At 33.4% G+C, this 26,168-nt stretch carries 20 protein-coding genes; 1 reads left to right on the forward strand and 19 read right to left on the reverse strand.

The annotated features are described in order from the left end of the window. Positions 1-27: 27 nt before the first annotated feature. From ACYQ3D_RS08500 to ACYQ3D_RS08525, 6 genes are all read right to left on the reverse strand, one after another. On the reverse strand, positions 28-1,431 hold the full coding sequence (locus ACYQ3D_RS08500) for a hypothetical protein (RefSeq protein WP_459837800.1): 1,404 nt from the start codon (positions 1,429-1,431) through the stop codon (positions 28-30). Positions 1,432-1,599: 168 nt separating this feature from the next. Further along, positions 1,600-2,760, reverse strand: coding sequence for a MalY/PatB family protein (locus ACYQ3D_RS08505; protein WP_459837801.1), 1,161 nt, complete (start codon positions 2,758-2,760; stop codon positions 1,600-1,602). A gap of 310 nt (positions 2,761-3,070) precedes the next feature. Then, complete coding sequence (locus tag ACYQ3D_RS08510) at positions 3,071-3,316, reverse strand: metallophosphoesterase family protein (RefSeq protein ID WP_459837803.1); 246 nt, start codon at positions 3,314-3,316, stop codon at positions 3,071-3,073. Beyond that, complete coding sequence (locus ACYQ3D_RS08515; RefSeq protein WP_459837805.1) at positions 3,297-5,291, reverse strand: sensor domain-containing diguanylate cyclase; 1,995 nt, start codon at positions 5,289-5,291, stop codon at positions 3,297-3,299. The genes ACYQ3D_RS08510 and ACYQ3D_RS08515 overlap by 20 nt, the downstream gene beginning before the upstream one ends. 122 nt (positions 5,292-5,413) lie before the next feature. Then, the gene (locus ACYQ3D_RS08520; RefSeq protein ID WP_459837807.1) at positions 5,414-5,959 is read right to left on the reverse strand and encodes an NUDIX hydrolase; all 546 of its coding nucleotides are present in this window, start codon (positions 5,957-5,959) and stop codon (positions 5,414-5,416) included. 50 nt (positions 5,960-6,009) lie between these two features. Next, positions 6,010-6,336 (reverse strand): YkvA family protein, encoded by a 327-nt coding sequence (locus ACYQ3D_RS08525; RefSeq protein ID WP_459837809.1) that lies wholly within the window; start codon positions 6,334-6,336, stop codon positions 6,010-6,012. Between the two features lie 212 nt (positions 6,337-6,548). On the opposite strand from ACYQ3D_RS08525, the gene ACYQ3D_RS08530 reads away from it, so the two are divergent. Further along, positions 6,549-8,303 carry an Rqc2 family fibronectin-binding protein gene (locus ACYQ3D_RS08530; RefSeq protein ID WP_459837811.1) on the forward strand — a complete coding sequence of 585 codons (1,755 nt, stop codon included), beginning with the start codon at positions 6,549-6,551 and terminating at the stop codon, positions 8,301-8,303. Between the two features lie 36 nt (positions 8,304-8,339). Here ACYQ3D_RS08530 and ACYQ3D_RS08535 read toward each other — a convergent pair whose 3' ends face one another. The 13 genes from ACYQ3D_RS08535 to ACYQ3D_RS08595 form a co-directional block, all read right to left on the reverse strand. After that, on the reverse strand, positions 8,340-9,218 hold the full coding sequence (locus ACYQ3D_RS08535) for a GNAT family N-acetyltransferase (RefSeq protein ID WP_459837813.1): 879 nt from the start codon (positions 9,216-9,218) through the stop codon (positions 8,340-8,342). Positions 9,219-9,376: 158 nt separating this feature from the next. Next, positions 9,377-10,636, reverse strand: coding sequence for an HD domain-containing phosphohydrolase (locus ACYQ3D_RS08540; RefSeq protein ID WP_459837814.1), 1,260 nt, complete (start codon positions 10,634-10,636; stop codon positions 9,377-9,379). Between the two features lie 154 nt (positions 10,637-10,790). Continuing rightward, positions 10,791-11,369, reverse strand: coding sequence for an orotate phosphoribosyltransferase (gene pyrE / locus ACYQ3D_RS08545; protein ID WP_459837815.1), 579 nt, complete (start codon positions 11,367-11,369; stop codon positions 10,791-10,793). Positions 11,370-11,889: 520 nt separating this feature from the next. After that, a complete protein-coding gene (locus ACYQ3D_RS08550) occupies positions 11,890-12,807 on the reverse strand; it encodes a dihydroorotate dehydrogenase (RefSeq protein WP_459837816.1) in 918 nt (305 codons plus the stop codon). After that, positions 12,800-13,591 (reverse strand): dihydroorotate dehydrogenase electron transfer subunit, encoded by a 792-nt coding sequence (locus ACYQ3D_RS08555; RefSeq protein WP_459837818.1) that lies wholly within the window; start codon positions 13,589-13,591, stop codon positions 12,800-12,802. Before ACYQ3D_RS08555 ends, ACYQ3D_RS08550 begins: the two co-directional genes overlap by 8 nt. Before the next feature lie 90 nt (positions 13,592-13,681). Further along, positions 13,682-16,882: a carbamoyl-phosphate synthase large subunit gene (carB, locus tag ACYQ3D_RS08560; protein WP_459837819.1), complete on the reverse strand. Its 3,201-nt coding sequence runs from the start codon at positions 16,880-16,882 to the stop codon at positions 13,682-13,684. Positions 16,883-17,060: 178 nt separating this feature from the next. Beyond that, positions 17,061-18,152, reverse strand: coding sequence for a glutamine-hydrolyzing carbamoyl-phosphate synthase small subunit (gene carA, locus ACYQ3D_RS08565; RefSeq protein WP_459837821.1), 1,092 nt, complete (start codon positions 18,150-18,152; stop codon positions 17,061-17,063). Positions 18,153-18,327: 175 nt separating this feature from the next. Continuing rightward, positions 18,328-19,236 (reverse strand): orotidine-5'-phosphate decarboxylase, encoded by a 909-nt coding sequence (gene pyrF, locus ACYQ3D_RS08570; protein ID WP_459837822.1) that lies wholly within the window; start codon positions 19,234-19,236, stop codon positions 18,328-18,330. 129 nt (positions 19,237-19,365) lie between these two features. Then, a complete protein-coding gene (locus ACYQ3D_RS08575; RefSeq protein ID WP_459837824.1) occupies positions 19,366-20,649 on the reverse strand; it encodes a dihydroorotase in 1,284 nt (427 codons plus the stop codon). Continuing rightward, positions 20,642-21,574 carry an aspartate carbamoyltransferase catalytic subunit gene (locus ACYQ3D_RS08580; RefSeq protein ID WP_459837825.1) on the reverse strand — a complete coding sequence of 311 codons (933 nt, stop codon included), beginning with the start codon at positions 21,572-21,574 and terminating at the stop codon, positions 20,642-20,644. The genes ACYQ3D_RS08575 and ACYQ3D_RS08580 overlap by 8 nt, the downstream gene beginning before the upstream one ends. A 603-nt stretch (positions 21,575-22,177) precedes the next feature. Further along, the gene (locus ACYQ3D_RS08585) at positions 22,178-23,569 is read right to left on the reverse strand and encodes a sensor histidine kinase (protein WP_459837827.1); all 1,392 of its coding nucleotides are present in this window, start codon (positions 23,567-23,569) and stop codon (positions 22,178-22,180) included. Further along, positions 23,569-24,561, reverse strand: coding sequence for an MASE3 domain-containing protein (locus tag ACYQ3D_RS08590; protein WP_459837829.1), 993 nt, complete (start codon positions 24,559-24,561; stop codon positions 23,569-23,571). The genes ACYQ3D_RS08585 and ACYQ3D_RS08590 overlap by 1 nt, the downstream gene beginning before the upstream one ends. Positions 24,562-24,723: 162 nt before the next feature. Continuing rightward, positions 24,724-26,019, reverse strand: coding sequence for a uracil-xanthine permease family protein (locus ACYQ3D_RS08595; RefSeq protein WP_459837830.1), 1,296 nt, complete (start codon positions 26,017-26,019; stop codon positions 24,724-24,726). Positions 26,020-26,168: the final 149 nt, after the last annotated feature.

Raw genomic sequence — 26,168 nt, forward strand, 5'->3', positions numbered from 1 at the left:
TCTGGTTAAATTTAAATAATTACTTTCTTAAACTAAAAAGATAGCTACAATCGTAGTTACGATCAGCCCAATAATAACTGGAATTAAATTTCTGCGAGCTAATTCAAAAGGACTTACTCCACAGATAGCAGCCACTGGTATAAGAGCCCAGGGAACTAAAGTACCACCACCTACCCAAATTGCTGCTACCTGTCCTAAAGCAGTCAGAGTAGCTACTCCAGAACCAATAGCCGTAGCAAATAATTTAGCTACTGAACCTGCTAAGGAAATACCAGAAAAACCAGAACCATCTAGTCCAGTAATACTACCAACAAGAGTTAATGTTACAGCTCCAACTCCTTTATTAAGTGGAACAGTATGAGCTAAAGCTACACCTAAATCATTAACTAAACCATTAGAGCCAGCTGGTAGCACCTTACCAAAAACAGATACAATACCCATATCCCCCATATAGAAGAAAGCTGCTATCGGAATCACTGGAGCAAATACCTTAAACCCAAACTTCAACCCGATAATCAAATATTCTGTGACCTTTTCTAAGCCTTCCTTCTTGTGGGCCAACATAGCAATAAGAAGTAGAATAAATAAAGCAGTTCCTCCTACTAAAGCTGTAGCATCACCACCTTGCAATCCGGCCATAATCATTACTACTACATCAAGAATAAATAATCCCGGAATCAATAAAGCAAGTAATTTTTGCCTAGTAGCTGATAAAGTAGCCTCAATTTCTTCTGTACTATCTTCGGTAGAAATATCCTCTATTGTTTCCTGATCAACTGTCAACTTTCCTTGCTTAAGATCTCGCTTTAAGAACCAAAAAGCTACTACAGTTGTTACAACTCCCATAACCAAAACTAAAGGAAGACTAGCACTAACGACGTCTCCAACAGGAATACCAGCTGCATCAGCTGTTAACTTAGGTGCACCTTGAATAACAAAATCACTGGATAAAGCAATTCCATGCCCAAATAAGTTCATAGCTACTGCCACGCCTATAGCTGGCAGACCCACTCTAAGTGCTATAGGCAACAAAACTGCCCCCATAAGTGCTACCGCTGGAGAAGGCCAAAAGAACCAAGAGATAACCATCATCAAAAATCCTATAATCCAATAAGCTAAAGTAGGTGTCTTAATAAATTTAGTAACTGGAGCTACCATTACTTCATTAATCCCTGTAACTTGCAATAGTTGACTCATTCCATAAATTACTGAAATAATAAATATAGTCCCCATTAATTCCTTAGTAGCATAAATCAAACTATTAAAAACACCAATTACTGCTTGGGCTAAAGTACCTGTCGCCAAGAAACCTAAAGTAAAGATCCCTATAATACATATTAATGATGTATCCCGCTTACAAACCATAAACCCAATAATCACTAAAATGAAAAGTAAGTAAACCCAATGTAAAGCATTTAGGGTAACAGGCATAAACTCCCTCCTTTTTACTAATAGATCTTTGTATCAGTTTATGCCTGCTAAACAAAAGAAGTGCACAGAAAAAAATAACATACCCAAATTTGGGTATGTTAATCAGCTAATTATTTATTTTTATCACTCTTCTCATTATTAAAATGATTATTTCCTACTTTCACTACTTTAACAATATTCCTTGACTGCCCTATTTAATCTTTCTAATCCCTCTTTTAGTAACGACCGAGGACAAGCAATATTAATCCTCTGAAAGCCTCTTCCCTGCTCTCCAAAAATATCTCCTGGATTTAAAATCAATCTAGCATCTTTAAATAATAATCTTTTTATTTGCTTATCATCTAAACCTAACTGGCGAAAATCCAACCAGAACAAATAAGTTCCTTCTGGTTCAATCACCTTTATTTGCGGTATATTCTCTGCTATATAATCTTGTAAAAACTCTAAATTAGCCTGTAAATAAACTAATAACTCATCTAACCATTCCTGACCATGATTATATGCTGCTTGTAAAGCTGGAATAGCAAATACATTTGGTCTACCTAAGCCATTACTCTCCAAAGCTGTCTCAAATAGATGTCTTAATTGGGCATTAGGAATAATAATATTAGAGGTTTGGATTCCTGCTAAATTAAAAGTTTTACTAGGAGCATTACAAACTACACAATTTTGCGCAAACTCTTCTGCTAAAGAAGCAAATACTGTATGTTCATTACCTGGTAAAATTAAATCAGAGTGGATCTCATCAGCAATCACAAGTATATCATTTTCAATACAAATCTCTCCTAATTTATTCAGTTCTTCTCTCGTCCAAACGCGCCCTACTGGATTATGCGGACTACATAAGATCAGTAACTTAACTCGATTATCAATTTTTTGTTCTAAATCAGAGAAATCCATCTGATACTGCTGCCCAGTAAACTGTAAAGGATTCTCCACTACATGACAACCATTATTCTCCACTACCTGATAGAAAGGATAATAAACAGGAGGTTGAATAATTACTTTATCTCCAGGATTAGTTAAGGATCTTACTAACATATTTAAAGCAGGTACAACTCCTGGACTAATAGAAATCCAATCCTTCTTTATCTGCCATTGTTGACGTTGTTCCATCCAATTAACAATTGCTTTATAATATTGATCATAATCCCCAGCATAACCAAAAACACCATGGTCTACTCTGTTGGCTAAAGCATCTTTCACTTGTGGTGGACTCTCAAAATCCATATCTGCTACCCACATTGGTAAGATATCTTCTCCATTGTACTTATCCCACTTTAAAGAATTAGTATTTTTACGATCAATTACTTGGTCAAAATCATACATATTCATCCCTCACTTTAGATTATAGTTGCTAATTGTTTTCTATAAACTGTTGAATATATTTAAAAGAGCTAACAAAATTGTTAGCTCTTATTTACTACTTACTCTAAACTATATTCTGTTAGTACTTCTTTAGTCTCGAGTGAAATTAATTGAAGCTTATCCCTTTCAATTACTGCTAATGCAGGAATAGCAGATTCTTGCTTAAAAAGAGCAATGCTACCTGGGTTAAGTAGTATAGAGTAACACCATCTACTTCCTCTACTAAAGGCACATGAGTATGGCCAAATACTAAAATATCAGCTCCTAATTGCTAGGCAAAATCAACCCGTTCCTCTTTAGTTTCATGCTGATAATCATGATACATAGCAATTCTTCGCCCATTATCTTCAACTACTGTATCTACATTCCCTTTAATAGCTAAGAAATCATCCTCCATTTGGTTTAGCTCTTCTACTACAGCTGGAGTATCATAACCAGCTGGTAAGGGATTCCTAGCTCCATGATATAAGATATCTCCAACTATTAAAAGTAAATCACTAATTGTTCCTATCTTCACCTACAAACCTCCCGCCAATTATATAAATCCGGTCTTTACCACTACTTTTTGCTTTATATAAGGCTTGGTCCGCTTGACTGATCAAATCTTTTGGGGATTGATTAGGTTGATAAGTAGCCCCGCCAATACTGGTTGTTACTGTTAATTCTAAGCCATTATACTTGATAATGTTATTGCGTACTAATTGATTAATTCTCTGTCCCATTTCATAAGCTCCCTGATTATCAGTTTCAGGTAAAATAATAACAAATTCTTCTCCTCCATATCTGGCTACCACATCAGCTATTCTTACATTTTCTTTTAATAACTTAGCTATCTCTTTTAAAACTTTATCTCCTGCCTGATGCCCATATAAATCATTAAAATCTTTAAAATTATCAATATCTAACATCAACAAAGATAAGTCACGATTATGGCGACTGCTTTTTTCTAATTCTTCTCCCAATCGCTCCTGAAAAAAACTATGATTATATAATTTAGTTAATCCATCCTCATTAGCTAATTTTTCCATTTTTTTATACATACTAGCATTTTCAATAGCAACAGCTATCTGATTGGCTAAAGTAGTAACAAATCTTTGATCTGCTTTTTTAAATTTACGCTCAAAACCTATCTGAGCAGCAGCAACTACTCCTATTACTCTTCCTCTAATATTTAGCGGAACGAACATTACTGATTTTACATCTATCAATTCAAAACTATATTTATCACTTCTATTCTCTAATTGATCATTAATTAAAATTTCTTTGCTCTCAATTACTTCCCACGCAACTTCTTTAGTCTCTGTAACTATCAATTCTCGATTCTGGTCAGGAACCCCTCGAGCAGCTACTAAATCTAACTCCTCTTCAGTTACCAAAAACAATCCACTCATCGAAACACCCATTGTTCCCATTATCATATCTACTGTATGTTCAAAAACCTTTTCTTGCTTCAAGGTAGAATTAATTATATTACTAGTCCGCTGTAACATTGATAGACCTGCTACATTACGCTCCATCTTCTCAAAAATCTCTGCTTTTTCAATTACTAAAGGAGCTTGATCAATTATAGTTTGTAATGGAGTTAAATTTAAATCAGAAAAAAAGTTTTTCTTTTTAGCTAAAAAGAAAAGAACCCCTTTTATTTGTTGTTGTTTAAAAACAGGTGCTATTACAGCTGACCTAAAACCATCTTCTAAAAAAATAGAGCAGTTATAATAACAGTATTTTTTCAGATTATCAATAACTAAAATATCTTCCTTTTCTAAATCTGCAACAAAAGAAGCTGACTTAGCTAACTGTAGTTTTGTTATATATTTTTTATCCAAGCCTTGTTTACACTTTAATTCAAATTTCTCTTTAGTTTTATTATAAAGTAGACCTCCTCCATATTTAGCATTTAACTGTTGACAACCAATTTTTACTAATTCTTCACAAGCTTCTTCAACTTTAAAATTAGAAATTAGTTTTTCGTTAATAGAATGTAACTGCTCTAAACTATCTCGAGCTTGACAAGCATTCTTAAACTCTCGCTTTTGTCTCTGAAATGATTTTAACTGTAATTTAAAATTACTAACAATAGTAAGTACTACATAAAAGCATATATAATATAATAATAATTTATAATTTCTGATATATAAAAGATAACCGCAAGTCAACAATAAACTAACTACTATATCTTTAAGTCTTAATTTTAGTCTGTTTAATAAGGGGGCATGATATAAATCACTAATTCCTCCTATTATAATCACTACCCAGTGTAAATCTACTAAGGGCCTCCCCAGTAAAAAAAGTACTATACCTACTAAACTACCATAAGGAAAACCAAATAATCTACCACTTAATATAATCCCTAAAGTATAAATTGGTAGCTGATCTACTGTAAAAATATACAATAGTCCCATGGAAATAATTAATAAGATCCAACTTAAATAAACTTTTCTTTTATAATCTAAATCTTTCATTAAAATCTGGGAAAATATATCTAATTTCATTATAAAATAAGTCAGCATCCCAAAAACAGAAATTTCAAATAATAAACCTGATAAAATAATTCACCCCCTTTCCTATTCTTGGAGTTGTACAGTTACTAACCTCTAAATACTATATTCTTAGCTCAAACACCTAAATAACTTTGCGCATACAATAAAGCTAATACTGATAAAGAATGTTCTATTTCTCCAGCCTGGAGTAGAGAAGACACTTCTTCTATAGGAATCAACTCAAGACTAATATCTTCAGTTGCATCCAAATTTTGCTCTTGAATTTTAGTAACCTCAGGCGCCAAATAAAAATGACAGTAATTATTCTGGATAGCTGGATTGACAGCTACTTGACCTAAAGAAATAATTTCTTCAGCTTGATAACCTGTCTCTTCTAGTAATTCCCTTTGTCCTGCTAAAGAAGGTTGATTCTCTCCCTCATCTAAAGTCCCTCCAGGTACTTCTAAAGTAACTTCTTCAGTTCCAAAACGATACTGGTTAACTAATACTACCTCATTTTGGGCAGTAATCGGTACAATATTGACCCAATCCAAAAACTCCATTCTAAAAAAACGATGTTGAATTTCTTTCTGTGTATGATTACATAATTCTTCTTTCAACTGCACAAAACCTTGACTATATATGATTTTTTCCTGCACCTTTTTCCATTTCTTATCCACTATAACCACCTACTTAATATATATTCAATTAACCTATACTACATAACTTATTACTCTATATCATATTCATCATCTTCTAATGTATAATCAGCATCTTCCTCCGCTTCTTCCTCTTGCTCTTGGTGTTCATCATTCTTAGATTGATAACTGTTTAAAGAAGAAAAAACATACTTCCAAACAACTAATCCAATTATTGTATCATCTAACCAACCTAATAAAGGAATAAAATCGCTAACTAAATCAAAAGGGGTTATAATATAAATTAGAGGAAAAATTAATAATACCTTCTTTCCCATTGAGGCTTGTGGGTCTTTTAAATAATCTGCTGCTAACTTAATACTATTAATAATTTGTTTAAACGTATTCAAACGCCCCATATTTATCACCTACCTACTTGATTTTTTACTATTTAAAATCTATTATACTTATATTAGTGAAACTATTATATACCTTTATAATATACATTATAAATAATTCACTAGTAAAAATGCAACAATAAACTATAAATCATCTCACGTGATTGAAATCAACGCTATAAAATGTTACATTATATATACGTACTAATTACTAATAATAGGGAGTTGTTAACATGGCTTTAGATGGTATTACCATAGCAGCAATCAAAACAGAGCTAAAGAATAAATTAATTGGCGGTCGAATTGATAAAATCTATCAACCTAAAGATAATTTATTAACTATTAGAATTAGACAGCCTGGAGAAAATATCAAACTATTAATTTCAGCTAATCCCCAAAATCCTAGAATCTATATCACAGAACAAGACTTTGATAATCCTTATAAGCCACCTGCTTTTTGTATGTTATTAAGAAAACATCTACATAGTGGTAGAATTAAGGAAATAAAGCAACCAGACTTCGAAAGAATTTTAGAAATTGTTATCCAGTTTAAGAATAACGAAGGAACACTAATAGATAAAAAGCTGGTAGTGGAATTAATGGGGAGACACAGTAATATTATTTTAACCAAACCTGATAAGCAGATTCTAGATTGTATTAAACGAGTTACTAAAAAAATTAGTCGCTACCGAGAATTATTACCTGGTAAAGAGTATTCCCCACCTCCTGAACAAGGAAAAGTCAATCCTTTAACTACTAATTCAGAAGAATTTAAAGAATTATTAACTACTAAATTAGAAGAGCCAATGTATAAAGCTATTATGGATAACTACCGCGGTATCGGGCCAACTATGGGCCAAGAAATCACCTGTCGGGCTGGATTTGCAACTGATCAACAATTAACCAATCCCCAGGAAATAAATAATTTGTGGCCAGCCTTTAATAATTTATTTACTAGAGTCCAAAATAATGAATTTAATCATACCTTAGTCTTAGATACAGATGATAACTTTAAAGAATATAAACCATTTGACTTACAACAGTTTCAATTACCTACAGAAAGTTTTTCATCTATTAATAAATTACTCGATTACTACTTTACTAACCGCATCACCCGCCGTAAAATAAGTAAACTAACTAAAAAAATGACAAAAGTAGTCACTGATAATTTAAACAAGGCAGAAAAAAAATACCGTAGAGTCAAAGGCCAACTTAAAGGAGCTAAAAATGCAGATAAACACCAACTCAAAGGTGAATTAATCACTGCTAATATTTACCGCTTAGAACAAGGGCACAAGAAAGTTACCCTAGAAAATTACTATGACGAGAATAACCAAGAAATTACTATTGAACTGGATCCTGAATTAACTCCAGCGGAAAATGCTCAACGTTACTTTGATAAATACGAAAAAGCTAAAAGCAGTGTTAAATATCTGAAAAGAGAAGTTAAAAAGACTGATATTGAGCTAGATTATTTAAAACAAGTAAAACATAATATAGAACAGGCAGAATCTTTAGCTGAATTAAGAAAAATCGAAGAAGAATTAATTGAAGGAGGATATATCAAACAACAAACTGGTAATAATGATGATAAACAAGACAAAAAATTACCTCCTTTAAAATTTACATCTTCAGATGATTATCAAATTCTAGTCGGCAGAAATAACAAACAAAATGATAAATTAACCCACAGGATAGCTAATAACCAAGACACCTGGGTTCATGTAAAAGATCTACCAGGCTCTCATGTAATTATCAGAAATCATACAGGAAAGGAAATCCCAGAAGAAACATTATTTGAAGCAGCACATATTGCTGCCTTTTATAGTAAAGGTCGTAAATCAAGTAATGTACCAGTCGATTACACTCAAGTCAAATACGTTGCTAAAGCTCCAGGAGGTAAACCAGGATTGGTCTATTATAAACAGGAATCAACTCTGTATGCTACCCCAGATAAAGAATTAATTGAAGAATTAAAAAAAGAATAACTAAATTGGGGCCAACTAACAAGGCCCCAATTTAATCTAAAAATCCATCTTCATTTCTAATCGTTCCTGATTATCTTCGACTTCCCAAATATCTGACATATCCATTGCAGCCCATAAATCTGTTCGTAAATTAATCCGTAACTCTTCAATACCTTGCTCCAAAGCTAAATTAGAACCATAAGCTATTAATTCCGTAATCAAATCTACATCTTCTTGCTTATCAGCAGGTAAATAAATCTGTAAGCTAACTCCATCTAATAAAACTACTCCTGTTACCCCTTGCGTTTCTACTTGGTGAATAAAAGGTCCTTGATAATCTAAGACTTCCTCTTGGCAAGCCCGAAAAACTTTCTTCCAATTATATTCTCTACCCCACGGGCAACCAACTGCCACTTCTAACTCACTAGGACGATCAGCAAAAGATAATTCTGTTATCTTCTCTACCTCAACTGATCTCTGGTCAGTAATTGTAACCTCTAATTGAGGGTCTCTAGTTAATTCTTTCAGACCAACTTTTTTAAATAAGCCCTTTGATTTATCCACATCAGGCCAAGTAACATATCCTTCGTAACCAAGGTCCTTCATAATAATTGCTGAATAACGGACTAACTCTATTCCAAATTTTCGCCGCCTATAGTCATCATGAATATCCAATCTAACTAGATAAACTGGTCTTTCTTTATCTGTTGGTAAAACTGTTTCAGCATGACCAATCACTTCCTCATTTAAAACAGCTACAAAAACTTTACCATTTGCTTCCTTGATTATCTCATACCGTAGATCATTTAACTCTTCACTCTGCCACCAGGACTCTGGATAATAATCCTGATACATATCATAAATCTTTGGAATATCACTTTCCTTAGCTTCTCGCAATAAAACTTTTCCTTCATTCGTATATACAAACTGCTGCATAACATCACCTCTTTGTAAGAAATAACTAGTCTATAATATGTAACTAGCTAATTATTTATAATTTCTTGCTAAAGCCTTTAATTCCTTCTTTTTTCCATAATCACCTTATTATTATGTTTTTAACTAACAAAAAATATGTGTTTATAGCACAAACAAACTTAAGAACTTACCTTCAACTGATTATATTCTTTATTTTCTTTAGTTTGAACCAAATTACGAACTTTATTTACCTGACCATAATTTGTTATTAACACATCTACTACTTCTCCATCTAAAGCTTCATTATCCACCATATTAGTCAACACTTTAATTGCTTCTGCTTGACTCATACCTACCCGATAAGGACGATCTTCTGTAATAGCAGTAAATACATCAGCTACAGCCATGACCCTTGCTTCTAAAGATAATTGATCAGCTGCTAAAGCAAAGGGATAACCATTACCATCTAACTGCTCATGATGAAAAGCTGCCCAATTTATAATCTCTCCTAAGCCATTAACTCTAGATAAAATTTGATAAGTATAAAAAGGATGTTGCTTAACAATATTAAACTCTTCCTGGGTCAATTTACCCTCTTTATTAATTATATCAGCAGGAATAGCCAATTTACCTAAATCATGTAGATTACCAGCAGTCTTAATTAGAGTAGAATGGTCGGCAGAAAAGCCAATTAATTCACTTAATATTTCAGCACTAGCCGCTACCCCACTAGAATGGGTAGCAGTAAACTGACTTCTGAAATCTATAATTTGTCCAAATAATCTCGATAATTTTAATAACAGCTTCAGATTTAAATCAACAGTAACCCCATAGTCTTTATTCTTTAAGATCCAATACATTTCCTGGGAACTTATATCAAACCAAAATGCTTCTCGATTAATCAACTTTAAAAAAGCAGTGACTACTTCTGGGGCAAAAACAGTACCTGATTTATCTTTTATTTGAGCTCTTATATTATCTCTTTGACCTAAAATTTCTGCTTCCTGATCAGTTAATACATCAACTCTATCTGCTAAATGCAAAATCTGGCTTCCTATTGCTAGCTGTGATTGATCAGTAACTTCATCCCAACGCTTATGATGATCACGAATTATTTTTGCAATCTGACCAAAAGGAGAAAATTTATGTAATAACTGATAACCTAATTGAGCATGATCACCTGTATCATAAAAAATATTAAAATCAAAAAATAGATCGCTAACATCATGCTCTAGAGATAAAACCCCTACATCATGCAAAGCACCAGCAATTAAAATATCTTTCTTTTGTTCATTAGACAATTCCATTTCTTCTGCTATACTAGATGCAATATAAGCGACTCGTTTATGATGCCCTGTAACTACCGGATTAACTAAATCTAAAGCATCCGATAAACACATCACCATATCAAATAAAGAAACTTGAGTATCAGTAACCAATCTTTTCCCCTCCATTTAACCTCTCTAAACAAGTTAAAACACTAATCACTATAATTATATCATATAATAGCTACTTTTAAAGAAATTATAATTAATAAAAAAACTAGCCTTTACAGGCTAGCTGATTAATTAATAGGTTTTATTTTTTTAGCTATTAATTCTTTAAGTAACGACTCCCTGGCTGATCAAAACCTTGATCCTCTTCACACATAGGACATTCCTCTGGTTGATAAGCCTCTACCTCTACCTCCAGCATTGCTTTAATAGGTACACCAAAATCAACTTTTCCTCCACTCCGATCAACTAAGACTCCTACTCCAGCTAACTGAGCATCATTAGCATCTAGTACTTCAATAACTTCATCAACAGATGTCCCAGTTGTTAGTACATCATCAATCACTAGTACTTGATCATCAGGTTTCAACTGAAAACCTCTCCGGAGAGCCATCGCCCCCTCTACTCGTTCAGTAAAGATTGTCTTTTTTTCCAAAGCAAGACCTACTGCATAAGATAAAGTAACTCCTCCCATAGCCGGGCCAACAACCACATCAAACTCTATATCAACAAATTTATCAGCTAAAGCAGCTGCTAATTCTTGGGCATAAACAGGATGCTGTAAAACTTGAGCACACTGTAAATACTGACTGCTATGTAATCCTGAACTTAATTTAAAGTGTCCTTCCTGTAATACTCCAGTCTTCTTAAAAATTTCAATTACTCTTTCTTTCTTCATAATTATCCCTCCATTTTTATATTAATTTACAATTTAAAATTAATAGTTGCTAATAGATTTTTAACATTAAATGAAACTTAATTGATATAAAGTATAACTTTTATAGTTTACTAGACAAAAGTTTTCTCACTCCCTGAATTTTTTAAACTCATCTAGAGCTCACTGCTTAAAAATAAGGCTAATCTAATTTAATATTCTGCAAATTAGATAATTCGAGCCTTATTTTTACTCCAGTTCGCTAAGATTCGTTACTAAAAAATTCAAATGTCGTTGTGAAACTCTTACCTAGTAATTAAAAAAGATTGCTTTGGTTTTGGTTTGATTAGAACAATCAGTGCCCCGAATAAAATGAGGAAATACTCTTGGGGTGCGAATCACGATTGAGATAAGCAAGTAATATATAGACTAATATTCTTTGCTATCTCTAATAACTTTTTAACCGTAGAAAGCATTAATTGTTCTACCCTTGAAATCTTTTGATAACTTTTGATTTTAATTATTAATTGTCAATTATCAATTCTCAACTCTCAATTGCTTGCCCCACTATATCATTAACATCATCATAACCATGCTCTACTAAATACTCTTCTATTCCTGCTAACACTTCCAGTGTTACTTCGGGATTCACGAAATTAGCTGTCCCAATTGAAATAGCAGTAGCTCCTGCTAATAAAAATTCAATAGCATCTTGAGCAGTACTAATCCCGCCCATCCCAATCAAAGGCACATCTACAGCTTGAGCAACTTGATAAACCATTCTCACTGCTACTGGCTTGATAGCTGGTCCTGATAAACCTCCCATTTTATTAGCTAAAATAGGTTGTTGGGTATTAATATCAATCTTCATCCCCAATAAAGTATTAATTAAAGAAATAATATCAGTTCCCGCCTCTTCTACTGCTCTAGCTATTTCAGTTATATCAGCTACATTAGGAGATAATTTAGTAATTAACGGCAAGTCTGTCTCCTCGCGCACCGCCTTAACTACTCCAGCAGCCATTTCAGGTTGTGTTCCAAAGGCTAAACCACCTTTCTTCACATTAGGACAGGAGATATTAATCTCTAAAGCAGCTACTGCAGCCTGATCTAATCTACTAGCTAATTGAGCATAATCAGCAACAGTATTACCAGAAATATTAACAATCGTTTTAAACTGATAATCTTTAATCTGGGGTAAAGTTTCTTCTAAAAAGTAATCTACCCCTGGATTTTGGAGTCCAATAGCATTTAACATCCCAGCCTTTGTTTCAGCAATTCGTGGCGTGGGATTACCTTCTTTAGGATTTAAAGTAGTCCCTTTAACCATGACTCCACCTAATTTATCTAAATCCACATAATCTTGATACTCTTTTCCAAAGCCAAAGGTTCCCGAGGCAGTAGTTACTGGATTGTGGAATTTAAGTCCATTTAGGTCAACCTCTAAATTTACCTTACTCATCAAAAATCACCTCAGTCAAAGGGAAAATGGGCCCTGCGGTACAAGTTTTTCGGTACTGCCAATCATCTTCAGTTCCTACTTTGATCTTACAAACACAGGATAAACAAGCTCCTGTTCCACAGCCCATTCTTTCTTCTAAAGAAGCTTGGCCGGCTATATTTTCTTGGTGGGCCCACTCTTGGACCTTGTTCATCATTACCTCAGGCCCACAAGTATACACATAATCTACATTAATATCAGCTAATAAATCTGTTACAAAACCTTGATAACCAAAACTATTATCCATTGTAGCTACTTTTAAATCTACATCTAACTGTTGATACTTTTGTAAATTTAAGACTTGCTCTTGTTGATTAGCTCCTAGTAAGACTGTTACCTCTTTATCAGCTGCTACTAATTTATTTACTAGCGGCAACAAAGGAGCAATCCCCATTCCGCCGCCTACTACAGCAATCTCATTACCTTCAGAAATCTCAAATCCTGTTCCTAACGGCCCCATTAAATCCAGTTTATCGTTAGCTTCTAAATTAGCTAATAATTTCGTCCCGCGGCCTACTACTCGATAAACAATCGTTATCGTTCCTTGGTCTTGATCAATTTGATTAAAACTAATTGGTCTTCTTAATAAAGGATCAGTTTGATTTTCCAAGTTAGCTCTTTTTAAATGGATAAATTGGCCTGGCTGAGCTTCTTTAGCAACTTGAGGAGCATTAATCACCAGTTTATAATGATCAGGACAGATTCTTTCCTGGGCAATAATCTCTCTAATTACTCGTTGTGGCATGTTAACACCCTTTCTTTTATAGTCGTGAGTCTTGAGCAATGAGCCTTGAGTTTTAAACTCAAAGCTCACGACTCATAGCTCACAGCTTATTTACACGTAATCTTGTAAAGCTTTAGCTGTAATTTCAACTCCCGATTTCATTTCTTGGAGTACATGTAAGATTGCTTCTGTTGTATCTAAGGAAGTTAAACAAGGAATCCCCATCTCTACAGAATTTCTTCTAATTTGGAATCCATCTCTAGCTGGCACTTTACCTTTAGTTAAAGTATTAACTACTAAATCAATCTGATCTTCCTTAATTAAATCTATTACATTTGGGGAGCCTTCTGATAGCTTCTTAGTTTCTTCTACTTCTAATCCTTCTTCTCGCAGTGCTTGAGCAGTTCCTTTAGTAGCTACAATATTAAATCCTAACTGAGCAAACTCTTTAATATACGGAATAGCCTCTGCTTTATCTTTATCTGCTACTGTAGCTAAGATAGTTCCTTCGGCTGGAATATCCATCCCTGCTCCTACAAAACCTTTATACAGAGCTTTTTCATAATCTTCATCGACCCCTAATACTTCACCAGTTGATTTCATTTCCGGTCCCAAGTTAGTATCAACTTTGGTTAATTTAGAGAAAGAGAAAACTGGTACTTTAACTGCTACGTGATCTTGTTGTGGTACCAATCCAGTTGGATAATCCATATCTTCTAATTTAGTACCTAACATTGCCTTCGTAGCTAATTTAACCATCGGTACTCCAGTTACTTTACTTAAATAAGGAATAGTTCTACTTGATCTCGGATTGACTTCAATAACATAAACCTGATTATCATGGATCACACACTGGATATTAACTAAGCCCTTAACATCCATAGACCTAACTAATTTAGTAGTATACTCTTCAATTTTAGCTTCTAACTCTGCTGATAAATTCTGAGCGGGATAAACTGCTATACTATCACCAGAGTGAACTCCAGCTCGTTCTACATGTTCCATAATCCCTGGAATAATTACATCTTCTCCATCAGAAATAGCATCTATCTCAATTTCTGTTCCTACCATATATTTATCAACTAGGATTGGCTGTTCAGGAGAGACTTTAACTGCTGTCTCCATATAATTAAATAATTCTTCTGGATTATAAACAACTTCCATTGCTCTACCACCTAGCACATATGATGGTCTTACTAAGACTGGATAACCAATCTTTTCAGCTATTTCTCGTGCTTCTTGTTGAGAAGCAGCTACATCGCCCACTGGAGCTGGGATATCTAAATCCTGCAGTAAATTAATAAACTTATCTCTATCCTCTGCTAAATCAATTGCTTCTACACTTGTGCCTAAGATATTAACCCCTGCCTTAGCCAAAGGCTTAGCTAGATTCACTGAGGTCTGGCCTCCAAACTGGACAATAACTCCTTCTGGTTGTTCCTGTTCTACAATATGCATTACATCTTCTTTAGTTAGTGGTTCGAAATATAATTTATCAGAAGTATCAAAATCTGTACTTACTGTTTCAGGATTATTATTAACAATGACTGATTCATAACCTACTTCGTCTAAAGCCCAGACGGAATGAACACTACAATAATCAAATTCAATTCCTTGCCCAATTCTAATTGGCCCTGAACCTAAAACCATTACTTTATCTTGGCCAGTAGTAGCCGATTCATTAGTTCGACCATAAGATGAATAATAATAAGGAGTCTTAGCTTCGAATTCAGCTGCACAAGTATCAACCATCTTATAAACTGGTTTAATATCTTTGGTTGTCCTTAAACTTTTGATTTCTGTTTCTTGTTTATCAGTTAACTGGGCAATCTCTTGGTCAGCAAATCCTAATTCTTTAACTTCGGTTAATAATTCAGGTGTTAACTCTTCTTCTTCTAATCTTTGTTCATAATCAATAATTCGTTTAATTTTATGCAGGAAGAAAGTAGTAATCTCTGTAATCTCATAAATATCTTCTATTGTATAACCTCTTCGTAAAGCTTCTGCTATGACAAATAATCTTTGGTCTGTAGGCCATTCTAGTTGTTCTTCAATTTCTTCCTCTGACATATTCTCTATATCTTCGTGTTTAAAGCCATAAACTCCAATCTCTAAAGAACGGACTGCTTTTAATAATGATGTTTCAATCGTCCGATCGATAGACATTACTTCTCCAGTAGCCTTCATTTGGGTTCCTAATTCCCGGTCAGCATAATGGAACTTATCAAAAGGCCACCGCGGAATCTTTGCTACTACATAATCTAAGGCCGGTTCAAAACAAGCTTTAGTCTCTTTAGTAATTGCATTTTCAATTTCATCTAGTGTATATCCTAAAGCAATTCTAGCTGATACTTGAGCTATTGGATATCCTGTTGCCTTAGAAGCTAATGCACTAGAACGACTCACTCGCGGATTAACCTCAATCACTTGATACTGGAAGGTATCTGGATCTAGAGCATACTGGACATTACAACCTCCTTCAATCCCTAAAGCTCTGATAATCTTCAAAGCTGAAGAACGTAACATTTGATATTCTTTATCAGATAAAGTCTGACTAGGAGCAAAGACAATACTATCTCCAGTATGCACTCCTACCGGATCAAAATTCTCCATATTACAGACTGTAATACAGTTATTATTACTATCACGCATTACCTCATACTCAATCTCTTTCCAACCTTTAATACTTTTTTCAATTAACACTTGGCCAATCAAACTATGCTTGAAACCTCGATTAGCAATCTCTTCTAATTGATCTGGAGTCTCAGCTACACCACCTCCAGCGCCCCCCATTGTATAAGCCGGACGGACAATAACTGGATACCCAATCTCGGTAGCTATCTGCTTAGCTTCGACTATATTTTCTGTAATCCGACTAGATAAAACTGGTTCATTAATTTCATCCATTAGCGCTTTAAAAGACTCTCTATCTTCTGCTTGTTGAATAGTATCAATTGGTGTTCCTAATAATTCTATTCCTAATTCTTCTAAAATTCCTGCTTCAGCTAGGTCTGTTGCTAAATTAAGCCCGGTCTGCCCTCCTAAAGTAGGTAACAAACCATCTGGCTTTTCTTGTTCTAAAATCTGAGATACTGATTCTACAGTTAACGGTTCAATATAAACTCGATCGGCCATATTTCTATCAGTCATAATTGTCGCTGGATTACTATTAACTAGTACTACTTCCATTCCTTCTTCCTCTAATGCCCGGCAAGCCTGGCTTCCTGAATAATCAAACTCTGCTGCTTGTCCAATAGTAATTGGCCCTGATCCAATCACCATTACTTTATCTAAATCTTGTCTCTTTGGCATATTATAACCTCCTGAATATTATAATTTACAATTTAGAATTGACAATTGAGAATTAAAAACATAAAACAAACTACTAATCAATTATTACACAATCTATTAGCATATATCAAAATATATAATCTTAATAATTATAATCCTTTATTATTTTATTTTGAATTTAATTGTAAATTGTACATTGTTAACCGTCAATTGAATTATCCATCAGTTCTATAAATTGATCAAATAAGTGATGAGAATCTTCTGGTCCTGGCGATGCTTCAGGGTGGTACTGAACAGAAAAGACTGGATATTCTTTGTGTTTCATCCCTTCTACAGTATTATCATTAATATTTGTATGAGTTACTTCTAAATCCAAGTCTTGGATTGACTCAGGTTCAATAGCAAACCCATGGTTTTGAGAAGTAATATATACTCGCTCTGTAGCTAAGTTTTTGACAGGATGATTAGCCCCTCGATGACCAAACTTTAATTTATAAGTGGCTGCCCCACAAGCTAGTCCGATAATCTGATGACCAAGACAGATACCAAAGAGTGGCTTCTGGCCCATTAATTCTTTAGCTGTCTCTACTACATAAGGAACATCTTCGGGATCACCTGGCCCATTAGAAATCATAACCCCATCAGGATCATAAGCTAAGATTTTTTCAGCTGAAGTAGTAGCCGGGACTACTATCACTTGACAATCTCGCCCTACTAAAGAACGAACTATATTCTTCTTAGCTCCACAATCAACTAATACAACTTTATATTCTTCCTTTTCTGCTCCTTGGTTATAAACTTCATCTGTTGTTACTTCCCCTACCAAATCTCTACCAGATAATCCAGGAGCCTCTTTAGCTGCTGTAACCAATTCCTCCTTTGCTCTATCTTCAACTGTAATAATTCCTTTCATTGTTCCTTCAATTCTAATCTTTTTAGTTAAAGCTCTAGTATCTATATCTGCAAGTCCTACAATATCATGTTCTTGCAAATATTCTTCTAGTTTATCTTGATAACGCCAATTACTAGGTTCTTGACAAAACTCCTTAACAATAAATCCATTAACATGGGAAGTATAAGACTCAATATCTTCTTCATTAGTCCCATAATTTCCAATCAAAGGATAAGTCATTGTTACTATTTCACCTTTATAAGAAGCATCTGTTAAAATCTCTTGGTAACCTGTCATTGAAGTATTAAAGACTATTTCTCCACTAGTCTCTTTGGGGGCTCCAAAACTGACCCCTGTAAAAACTGTTCCATCTTCTAGTACCAATTTAGCTTGTCGCATTTATATCCCTCCCAGGTATTTAATTTACAATTTAGAATTGATAATTGACAATTAGAGAACAAAAATATGATTAAAATTAGATTAAGTTTGAGTCTGAGTAAACCTTAAAAACTAAATCTTTCTTGTTTTTATTATTTTTACTAATTCTCAATTCTACATTATCAATTGTCAATTATTACTCCCACGCTATCTTATCAGCTTTTTCTAAGGCACTGTTGATATCTTCTTTCATCTTAATTACTGCTTCTTTAGCTGCTTGCTGATAGTCAGCACTATAATCATCATTTTGATAAGCAAAATTAATGCCACGTGAGGAATTAACTATTGCTCCTAAACCATCCTCATTAAAACAAGGAAGAACATCTTTTGCTCCTCCACCTTGGGCTCCATAACCAGGAACTAGAAAATAATTTTGCTTCATTAACTGTCTTAAATTTTTAGCTTCCTGGGGATAAGTTGCTCCTACTACAGCCCCTACTGCACTGTATCCTTGATTTCCTATTGTTCCCTTACTCCACTCTACTACTAACTGAGCCAACTTCTCATAAACTAACTCTCCCTCTTCTACTTTTAAATCTTGCAGTTCAGCAGCAGAAGGATTAGAAGTTTTAACTAAAATAAAAATTCCTTTATCCTGGTGACAATAATCTAGAAAAGGTTTAATTCCATCTGCACCTAGATAAGGAGTAACAGTTAAGGAATCAGTTGGCCCTTCTAAATAACCAGTAGCATAAGCCTTAGCAGTTGAACCGATATCATTTCGTTTAGCATCAGTAATTACTAACAAGCCCTGTTCTTTAGCATAAGCTACTGTTTCTTCAAAAGCTTTTACTCCTTGGTAGCCATACTGTTCATAAAATGCCATTTGAGGTTTAACAACTGGAACATGATCTTTAACGGCATCAATAATTCCTTGGTTAAAGTCTAAAAAAGCTTCTGCTACAGCCTCTGGTGTCTTACCATACTGCTTAACTGCTTTTTCTTTTATCTCAGCTGGAATTCTATTCAATCTAGGGTCAAGTCCAACACAAACATGACTTTGTTTAGCTAGTACTTCATCTATTAATTGATCCGCAAAATTCATTTTTACACCCCACACTTTTTAATTTAGAATTGACAATAATGTTTCACTTGCTTTCACTCTTACATTTCATTATTATTCGTTCTTTATTACTTGCTTTTGAAGTTGGTTTTAACTATCCACTGTCTACTATCAATTCTCAACTTGATAGACTATCTCTCCATCTACAATGGTCAGCACTGTTTTTCCCTGTAGCTCCTGACCAGCAAAGGGAGTATTTGGGCCCTGAGAAACAAATTCTTCCGTTTTCACTTGCCACTTTTGAGCTGGATCTATAACTGTCAAATCAGCCTCTACTCCAGTTTCTAACCTTCCCTTATCTAGTCCCAAAATAAAAGCTGGATTAATAGTTAACTTAGCTATAGCTTCTGTTAAACTTAAAACTCCTGGCTTTACTAACTCAGTTATTACTAATCCTAAAGCTGTTTCTAAACCAGAAATCCCAAAGGGAGCAAAATTATATTCTACATCTTTTTCCTGAGTAGCATGAGGTGCATGGTCAGTAGCTATAGCATCAATCGTTCCATCTTGGAGCCCTTCTTTAACTGCTGCTACATCTGCTTGACTTCTTAAAGGCGGGTTAACTTTAGTAGCAGTATCAAAAGAAGTGATTTGGGCATCAGTTAAGGAAAAATGATGAGGAGTGACTTCACAAGTTACTTTTACTCCTCGCTGTTTCGCCTGTCTAACTAATTCAACAGCACCTTGTGTACTAATATGAGCAATATGTAATTGACTATCTGTCTCTTCAGCTAAACAGATATCTCTAGCAACCATTACTTCCTCGGCTGAAGCTGGAATCGGCTCTAAACCTGTTACTGTAGAATAATACCCTTCGTGAACAACTCCTTCTCCAGCTAAATTCTCATCTTCACAGTGAGAAATAACTGGCAAATCAAAATCTTGGGCATACTGGAAAGCTAATCGCATCAGTTCAGCATTCATCACTCCACTACCATCATCAGAAATACCAACTATTCCTGCTTGTTGCATACTCCCAATTTCAGCTAATTCCTGGCCTTGACTTCCTTTAGTAATTGCCCCAATCTGATACATATTAACTAAGCTTTTATTTTTAGCCTTAGTTAATACTGATTCAACTAAAGATTGATTATCAATCACTGGATCAGTATTAGGCATAGCTGCTACAGTAGTAAAGCCTCCTTTAGCAGCTGCTCTAGTCCCAGAAGCAATTGTTTCTTTATAAGCAAAACCTGGCTCTCTTAAATGAACATGCAGATCAATTAAACCTGGAGTAACTACTTTTCCTGTCAAATCAACTACCTGATCTGCTTGGGCTGTTAAATTACTATCTACTGCTACTATACTTCCTTGGTCTATTAAAATATCTTGTTGGCTTCTCTCTTTAGTTATAGGATTAACTACTTCTCCATTTTTAAGTAGTAATTTATTCATTTTCTAACCCTCCTTCTATTAATAAATATAATAAAGCCATTCTAATAGCTACTCCATTAGAGACTTGATCTTCTATTACCGATTGATCACTATAAGCTAGTTCTCTTGAAATCTCAATCCCCCGATTAATTGGTCCCGGATGCATAATTAAAGCATCTTCCTGAGCTAACTCTAAATGTCTTCTTCGTAAACCATAAAATTTAGTATACTCTCTAATAGTAGGAAAGAAGCCTTTATCCTGGCGTTCCCGTTGCATTCTTAATAGATAAATTACATCAACATCTTTAAGTCCTGCTTTTAAATCAGTATAAACTTGGGCCCCCATCTCGGCAACATTAGCAGGCATTAATGTACTAGGGCCAACTAACCTCACTTCAGCCCCTAATTTATTCAAGCCCCAAATATTTGATCTAGCTACTCGACTATGCTTAATATCTCCTATAATCGCTACCTTTTGGTTAGCAATAGCTTCTTTTTCTTCTCTAATTGTATATAAATCCAATAAAGCTTGCGTGGGATGTTCATGCATTCCATCACCAGCATTTAAGACAGGAATATCAACTGTTTGGGCTAATAACTTAGCTGCTCCTGGAATACTATGTCTCATTACTACAGCATCCGCCCCTAATGCTCTTAAAGTCTTAGCTGTATCAACTAAACTTTCTCCTTTTTGTAAGCTACTCCCTGACTTAGATAAGCTCATCCCATCAGCACTTAATCTTTTAGCAGCTAGGCTAAAAGAAGATTTAGTCCTAGTACTAGGTTCATAAAAGAAATTAACAACTAATTTGCCTCTTAAAGTTGGCACCTTTTTAATTGACCTAGTTAATACTTCGGTCATTGATTGTGCTGTATCTAAAATTGATTCTATCTCTTTAGCACTTACCTTTTCTAATCCTAACAAATCCTTTCTGGTTAAACCCACTTTATTCCCTCCCCTATTTTACTTGATACTCCAACTTTAGAATACAACTTAAGTGATATATTGTGTCACCGCAGGTGACACAGTCGTGTGTCGTGTGCTGTGTGCTATCAGCCAATTCAAAACCTTTAAATTCAAAATCTAACCCCTTAAAATTATTATGTTTTAAGGGCTTGAATCAGATCAATGGTTTTGATTTTGAATTAGCACACGGCACATAGCAGATAGCTAATAGCTGTGGCACGAAAGTGCCACTTTATATCAACATTATTAGTTTTCACTTAATTACCAATAAAAATTACTCATCAAAAAACTAAAACATCCCTTGCCAGCAAAGCCGACAAGGGAGGCGAGAATTATATACCATATCTTAGGTCTAGATAACCTAAAGTTAAAGTATACTATATTCAACCCTTGCTAGCCTCGCTGGACTAGTTTAAAGGATTTTAATTTTTATAATATAAAAAGACCTTCCTACGACTAGTAAGAAGGAGCTGGTTATCCTATATCCCAGAATTCTTTACTAGCCTCACAGGACTAACTTAAAAAAATTCATTACATTTTCCTTTTAAGTTAAACTAAGATTATCATATCTATATAATCCTGTCAATACTTTTTAGGAAACTGACAAATAAACTCTGTTCCAAAATCTTCTTGGCTATAAAATTCAATTTGACCTCCATGTTTTTTTACTATATTTTCTACTATATGTAATCCAAAGCCACTCCCATCTTCTTTGGTAGTATAACCAGGTGTAAAAATATTCTTCTGCATTTCCTCTGGAATAATTGGCCCACTATTATATACAATCAATTCAATGCTATTTTTTTGCTCAACTAACTTTACCTTTACCTCTCTTTTAGCTTTAGATACTGTACTAACTGCTTCAATAGCATTATCCACTAGATTAAATAAAATCTTTAATACTTTAGTTTGGGTGACTTTAACCTTATTAACTTGAGCATCAATTTGGGCACTGAATTCTATATTTTTAGCTTCTGCTTCTTGCTTTTTAGGCGTTAAAACTACTGATAATTCATTGTTTTCTTCTTTAGCAGTTACATTATTTAATTTATTATGTATCTGTTTAATATAATCTTTTATTTCTTCTACTTTTTCTAACTGTAACATAGTATAAATAGTCTCTAATTGTTCTTTAAATTCATCTCTTTGACTCTTTAATCTCTTGATTTTTTCATTTTTTAATTGTACCTTAGTCTGTTTTAATTCTAACTTCTGTTGAGCTAAAATACCTTTAGTTATTTTCTGTTTAAAGATACTCATTAAAATATAACTAAAACCAATTACTTTATATGAATGAATCATCAAATATAATACTCCAAATACTTTTATCTGTATAACAGATAATAACTCAACTAACAACAAAAAAATAAATCCCTTAACTAATAATAATCTTTCTTTATTATCCTCTACTTTAAATCTATTATTAAAAATATTAATAAACAATAATATTTTTAATATAAAATTAATCACCCAAGTTATTTTAGGAAAAACAGACCAAACTTTAAACATTAGATAAATAATAATTACAATTGAACCTATACTAAATAAAATACAATAGAGTAAATAATTATTATATTCCTTGTTATTATTAATTACATATAATCCAATGGCTACTAACATAATAGCAGTGACAGCAAAAACATGTGAACTAGAATTATACACAAAAACTTCATAATTGAATACTAAAATACTATGATTTAAAATCATTATTCCAGCGAATAAAAAACAACTAGCAATAAATAGATTTTTCAATTTTGTAGTATATTTATATACTAATAACAATAACCCAACTATACTCCAACAAATGAAACTAACTATTAACTCTAAAATCACTTCAACTAAATAAGCTGGTAAATTTAAATTAAATATTAGATCATTCTGACAAATAAAATAAAATCCTACATAAGACAGTATAGTTATTAAAATTACTTGTACATAAAATTTCTTTCCTAAATACAATTTATCAGTAATCATTATTCACCCCCTTCATTCTTTAAAGTAGTTCTAGTTTCATCTAAATCAACTTGAATATCCTTAACATAATTTTTAACTTTTTTAGTTTTATCTAACTGTAACATAGTATAAATAGTTTGTAATTCATTTTTAAAATCATGTCGTTGACTTTTAAGCTCTTGAATCATCTCCTGTTGATGATTTAGTTTAACATTTTTAAGTTCAATTTCTTGTTGAGCTAAAATCCCATTAGTTACTTCCTCATTGAAAATTTTTCTAAACAAATAAATAAAAGCGGTTACTTTATAGACATGGGCTACAAAATAAGCAGAACTAAAAATATCAACTTTAAATAATAAAATAATTTCTCCAATAATTAAAAATATACAAGTATTAATTAATAATAGATCAGATTTTATTCGTTGTTTGATAAATTTCTTTAAACCATAAATAATACTAATAATTAATAATAATTTAACAATCCTTATTACTCCACTATAGTTAGCCTGTAAATTAAGTACTAGCATAATTATACTTATAAAGTATATACCACTAAATAAACTTACTAAAGAAAAATAATATTTAGATAATTTCTCTTTAGTGATCAACCAACTAATTAAAATAGCCAGTACTACTATAAAGCGAGTACTTAAAGCAAATAGATGAGAACTACTAGAATACTGTAAATAGGAATTTCTAAAAACTAACACTGTATGACTTAAATTGATTATTCCAGCAAACAAAAAATTGACTGCTAAAAAAATTTGTTTACTATTTTTACTAGCTTGATAGGTATGAAGCAATAATAAAAAAATATTCCAACAAATAAATGTAACCCCTACCTCCAATATAAACTCAACTAAATAAAATTTATCTATTTTAATAAAATAAGGACATTTATTAATCCAATCATAAATATCAAGATTTAAGATTGTAGGGATTACTATACCAACCCCAGCTAATAAAATCAACCATAAAACATTAATTAATAATTTGTTTATTATTTTTTTCACATTAACACCACCTAGCCTTATCTCTTTTTATTAATTAGATATTTAAAATAGAGATTCCTGCAAAAAATCAAAATAAATTAGTAAAAAATGTTATTTATGACATAAAAAAACTCCTTGCCGTAGAAATTTACGACAAGGAGTTGCATAATAAAATTATTTTATTTATGACTGCTGAGGTAATAACATATTTAATAAAATACCTACCATTGCAGCTAATCCCATACCTTGAAACTTTAATACATCAATTGCTTGGGCTATTCTACTAACTATATCTATCTTGGCTAATTGTAAAAACTCTGTTAACTGAACAAAGTCAATAGTGAAAGGAATATCACTGATACCTATCACTAAAATAGTGGAGACAATTACTAAATTCCGATTAATACTTAAGTCAACTTCATTCTCGACTAACGTCCGTAGCCCAATAGAAGCAATCATTCCAAATAGTAAGATTACAATCCCACCCATTACTGCTTCGGGTATAGTCTGAATTAAAGCTCCTATCTTCTCAATAAAGCTAATGGCTAATACAATCACAGCAGCCAACTCTACAATAACCGGATTATGAACTCCTGTTAAAGCTAAAACTCCTATATTTTCCCCATAAGTCGTATTCGGTGGACCACCTACTAGAGAGGCAAAAGCAGTTGCTACACCATCCCCCATTAAAGTTCTGTGTAATCCTGGTTGCTCAATAAAATCTTCATCAACTGTTTTAGATAAAGCTAAGACATCACCTAAGTGCTCTACCATTGTTACAATTGCTACTGGAGCAATCAAAGTAATAGCTGAAATCCCATTTTTAATAGAATCCAAAGCAAATACAGAAGTAAAATCAGGTATAGCAAACCAACTAGCTTCTATAATAGCAGTAGTATCTACCAGCCCATTAGCTAAAGCAAATAAATATCCCGCAATAATACCTACTAAGATAGGAATCACTTTTAATAAGCCTCGCCCTAACACGCTAACAGCAATTGCCACTGCTAAAGTAAAAATAGCCGTAGGAAGATGATTCATGGCCATATCTTTAGCTGTAGGTGCTAAACCTAAACCAATTGTTACAATTACCGGGCCAACTACTACTGGTGGTAAATAATCATCAATAAAATTAGTACCTATCTTACTGATTAAAAAAGCCGAAGTCATATAAATCAATCCTGCTACTAAACATCCTAATAAGGCTGCCGGCAGACCATAACTTTCTTTAGCAGCAATAATTGGCCCAATAAAAGCAAAGGAAGAACCTAAGTAAGCTGGCACTTGTCCTTTAGTAATTAAATGGAATAATAAAGTTCCAACTCCTGAACTAAAAAGTGCCACCCCAGGATTTAAACCTGTTAAACTAGGGACTAAGACTGTAGCCCCAAACATAGCAAATAAATGTTGGATAGCTAAAATTACTAAACTGGAGAATCCTAAATCGCTTTCTTCAATTCGTTGTTTGATCATTATCATTTCCTCCTTAATTTATTAGGTTATTAAAATTTAATTTCATTATAAATCTAACTAGCCATAAAAAAACTCCTTAGCCTGCGCAGGCTAAGGAGTTAGGATAATAACTAACCACTACTCCCCTTCTTAGCCTCACAGGACTAACTTAAAAG

This window comes from Halanaerobaculum tunisiense, assembly GCF_054657635.1.

Excerpts from the sequence above, each read along its gene's own strand:
- ACYQ3D_RS08500 (WP_459837800.1), bottom strand. The coding sequence starts at position 1,431 with ATGCCTGTTACCCTAAATGCTTTACATTGGGTTTACTTACTTTTCATT.
- ACYQ3D_RS08505 (WP_459837801.1), bottom strand. The coding sequence starts at position 2,760 with ATGTATGATTTTGACCAAGTAATTGATCGTAAAAATACTAATTCTTTA.
- ACYQ3D_RS08515 (WP_459837805.1), bottom strand. The coding sequence starts at position 5,291 with ATGAAATTAGATATATTTTCCCAGATTTTAATGAAAGATTTAGATTAT.
- ACYQ3D_RS08525 (WP_459837809.1), bottom strand. The coding sequence starts at position 6,336 with ATGGGGCGTTTGAATACGTTTAAACAAATTATTAATAGTATTAAGTTA.
- ACYQ3D_RS08530 (WP_459837811.1), top strand. The coding sequence starts at position 6,549 with ATGGCTTTAGATGGTATTACCATAGCAGCAATCAAAACAGAGCTAAAG.
- ACYQ3D_RS08535 (WP_459837813.1), bottom strand. The coding sequence starts at position 9,218 with ATGCAGCAGTTTGTATATACGAATGAAGGAAAAGTTTTATTGCGAGAA.
- pyrE (WP_459837815.1), bottom strand. The coding sequence starts at position 11,369 with ATGAAGAAAGAAAGAGTAATTGAAATTTTTAAGAAGACTGGAGTATTA.
- ACYQ3D_RS08550 (WP_459837816.1), bottom strand. The coding sequence starts at position 12,807 with ATGAGTAAGGTAAATTTAGAGGTTGACCTAAATGGACTTAAATTCCAC.
- ACYQ3D_RS08555 (WP_459837818.1), bottom strand. The coding sequence starts at position 13,591 with ATGCCACAACGAGTAATTAGAGAGATTATTGCCCAGGAAAGAATCTGT.
- carB (WP_459837819.1), bottom strand. The coding sequence starts at position 16,882 with ATGCCAAAGAGACAAGATTTAGATAAAGTAATGGTGATTGGATCAGGG.
- carA (WP_459837821.1), bottom strand. The coding sequence starts at position 18,152 with ATGCGACAAGCTAAATTGGTACTAGAAGATGGAACAGTTTTTACAGGG.
- pyrF (WP_459837822.1), bottom strand. The coding sequence starts at position 19,236 with ATGAATTTTGCGGATCAATTAATAGATGAAGTACTAGCTAAACAAAGT.
- ACYQ3D_RS08575 (WP_459837824.1), bottom strand. The coding sequence starts at position 20,649 with ATGAATAAATTACTACTTAAAAATGGAGAAGTAGTTAATCCTATAACT.
- ACYQ3D_RS08585 (WP_459837827.1), bottom strand. The coding sequence starts at position 23,569 with ATGATTACTGATAAATTGTATTTAGGAAAGAAATTTTATGTACAAGTA.
- ACYQ3D_RS08595 (WP_459837830.1), bottom strand. The coding sequence starts at position 26,019 with ATGATAATGATCAAACAACGAATTGAAGAAAGCGATTTAGGATTCTCC.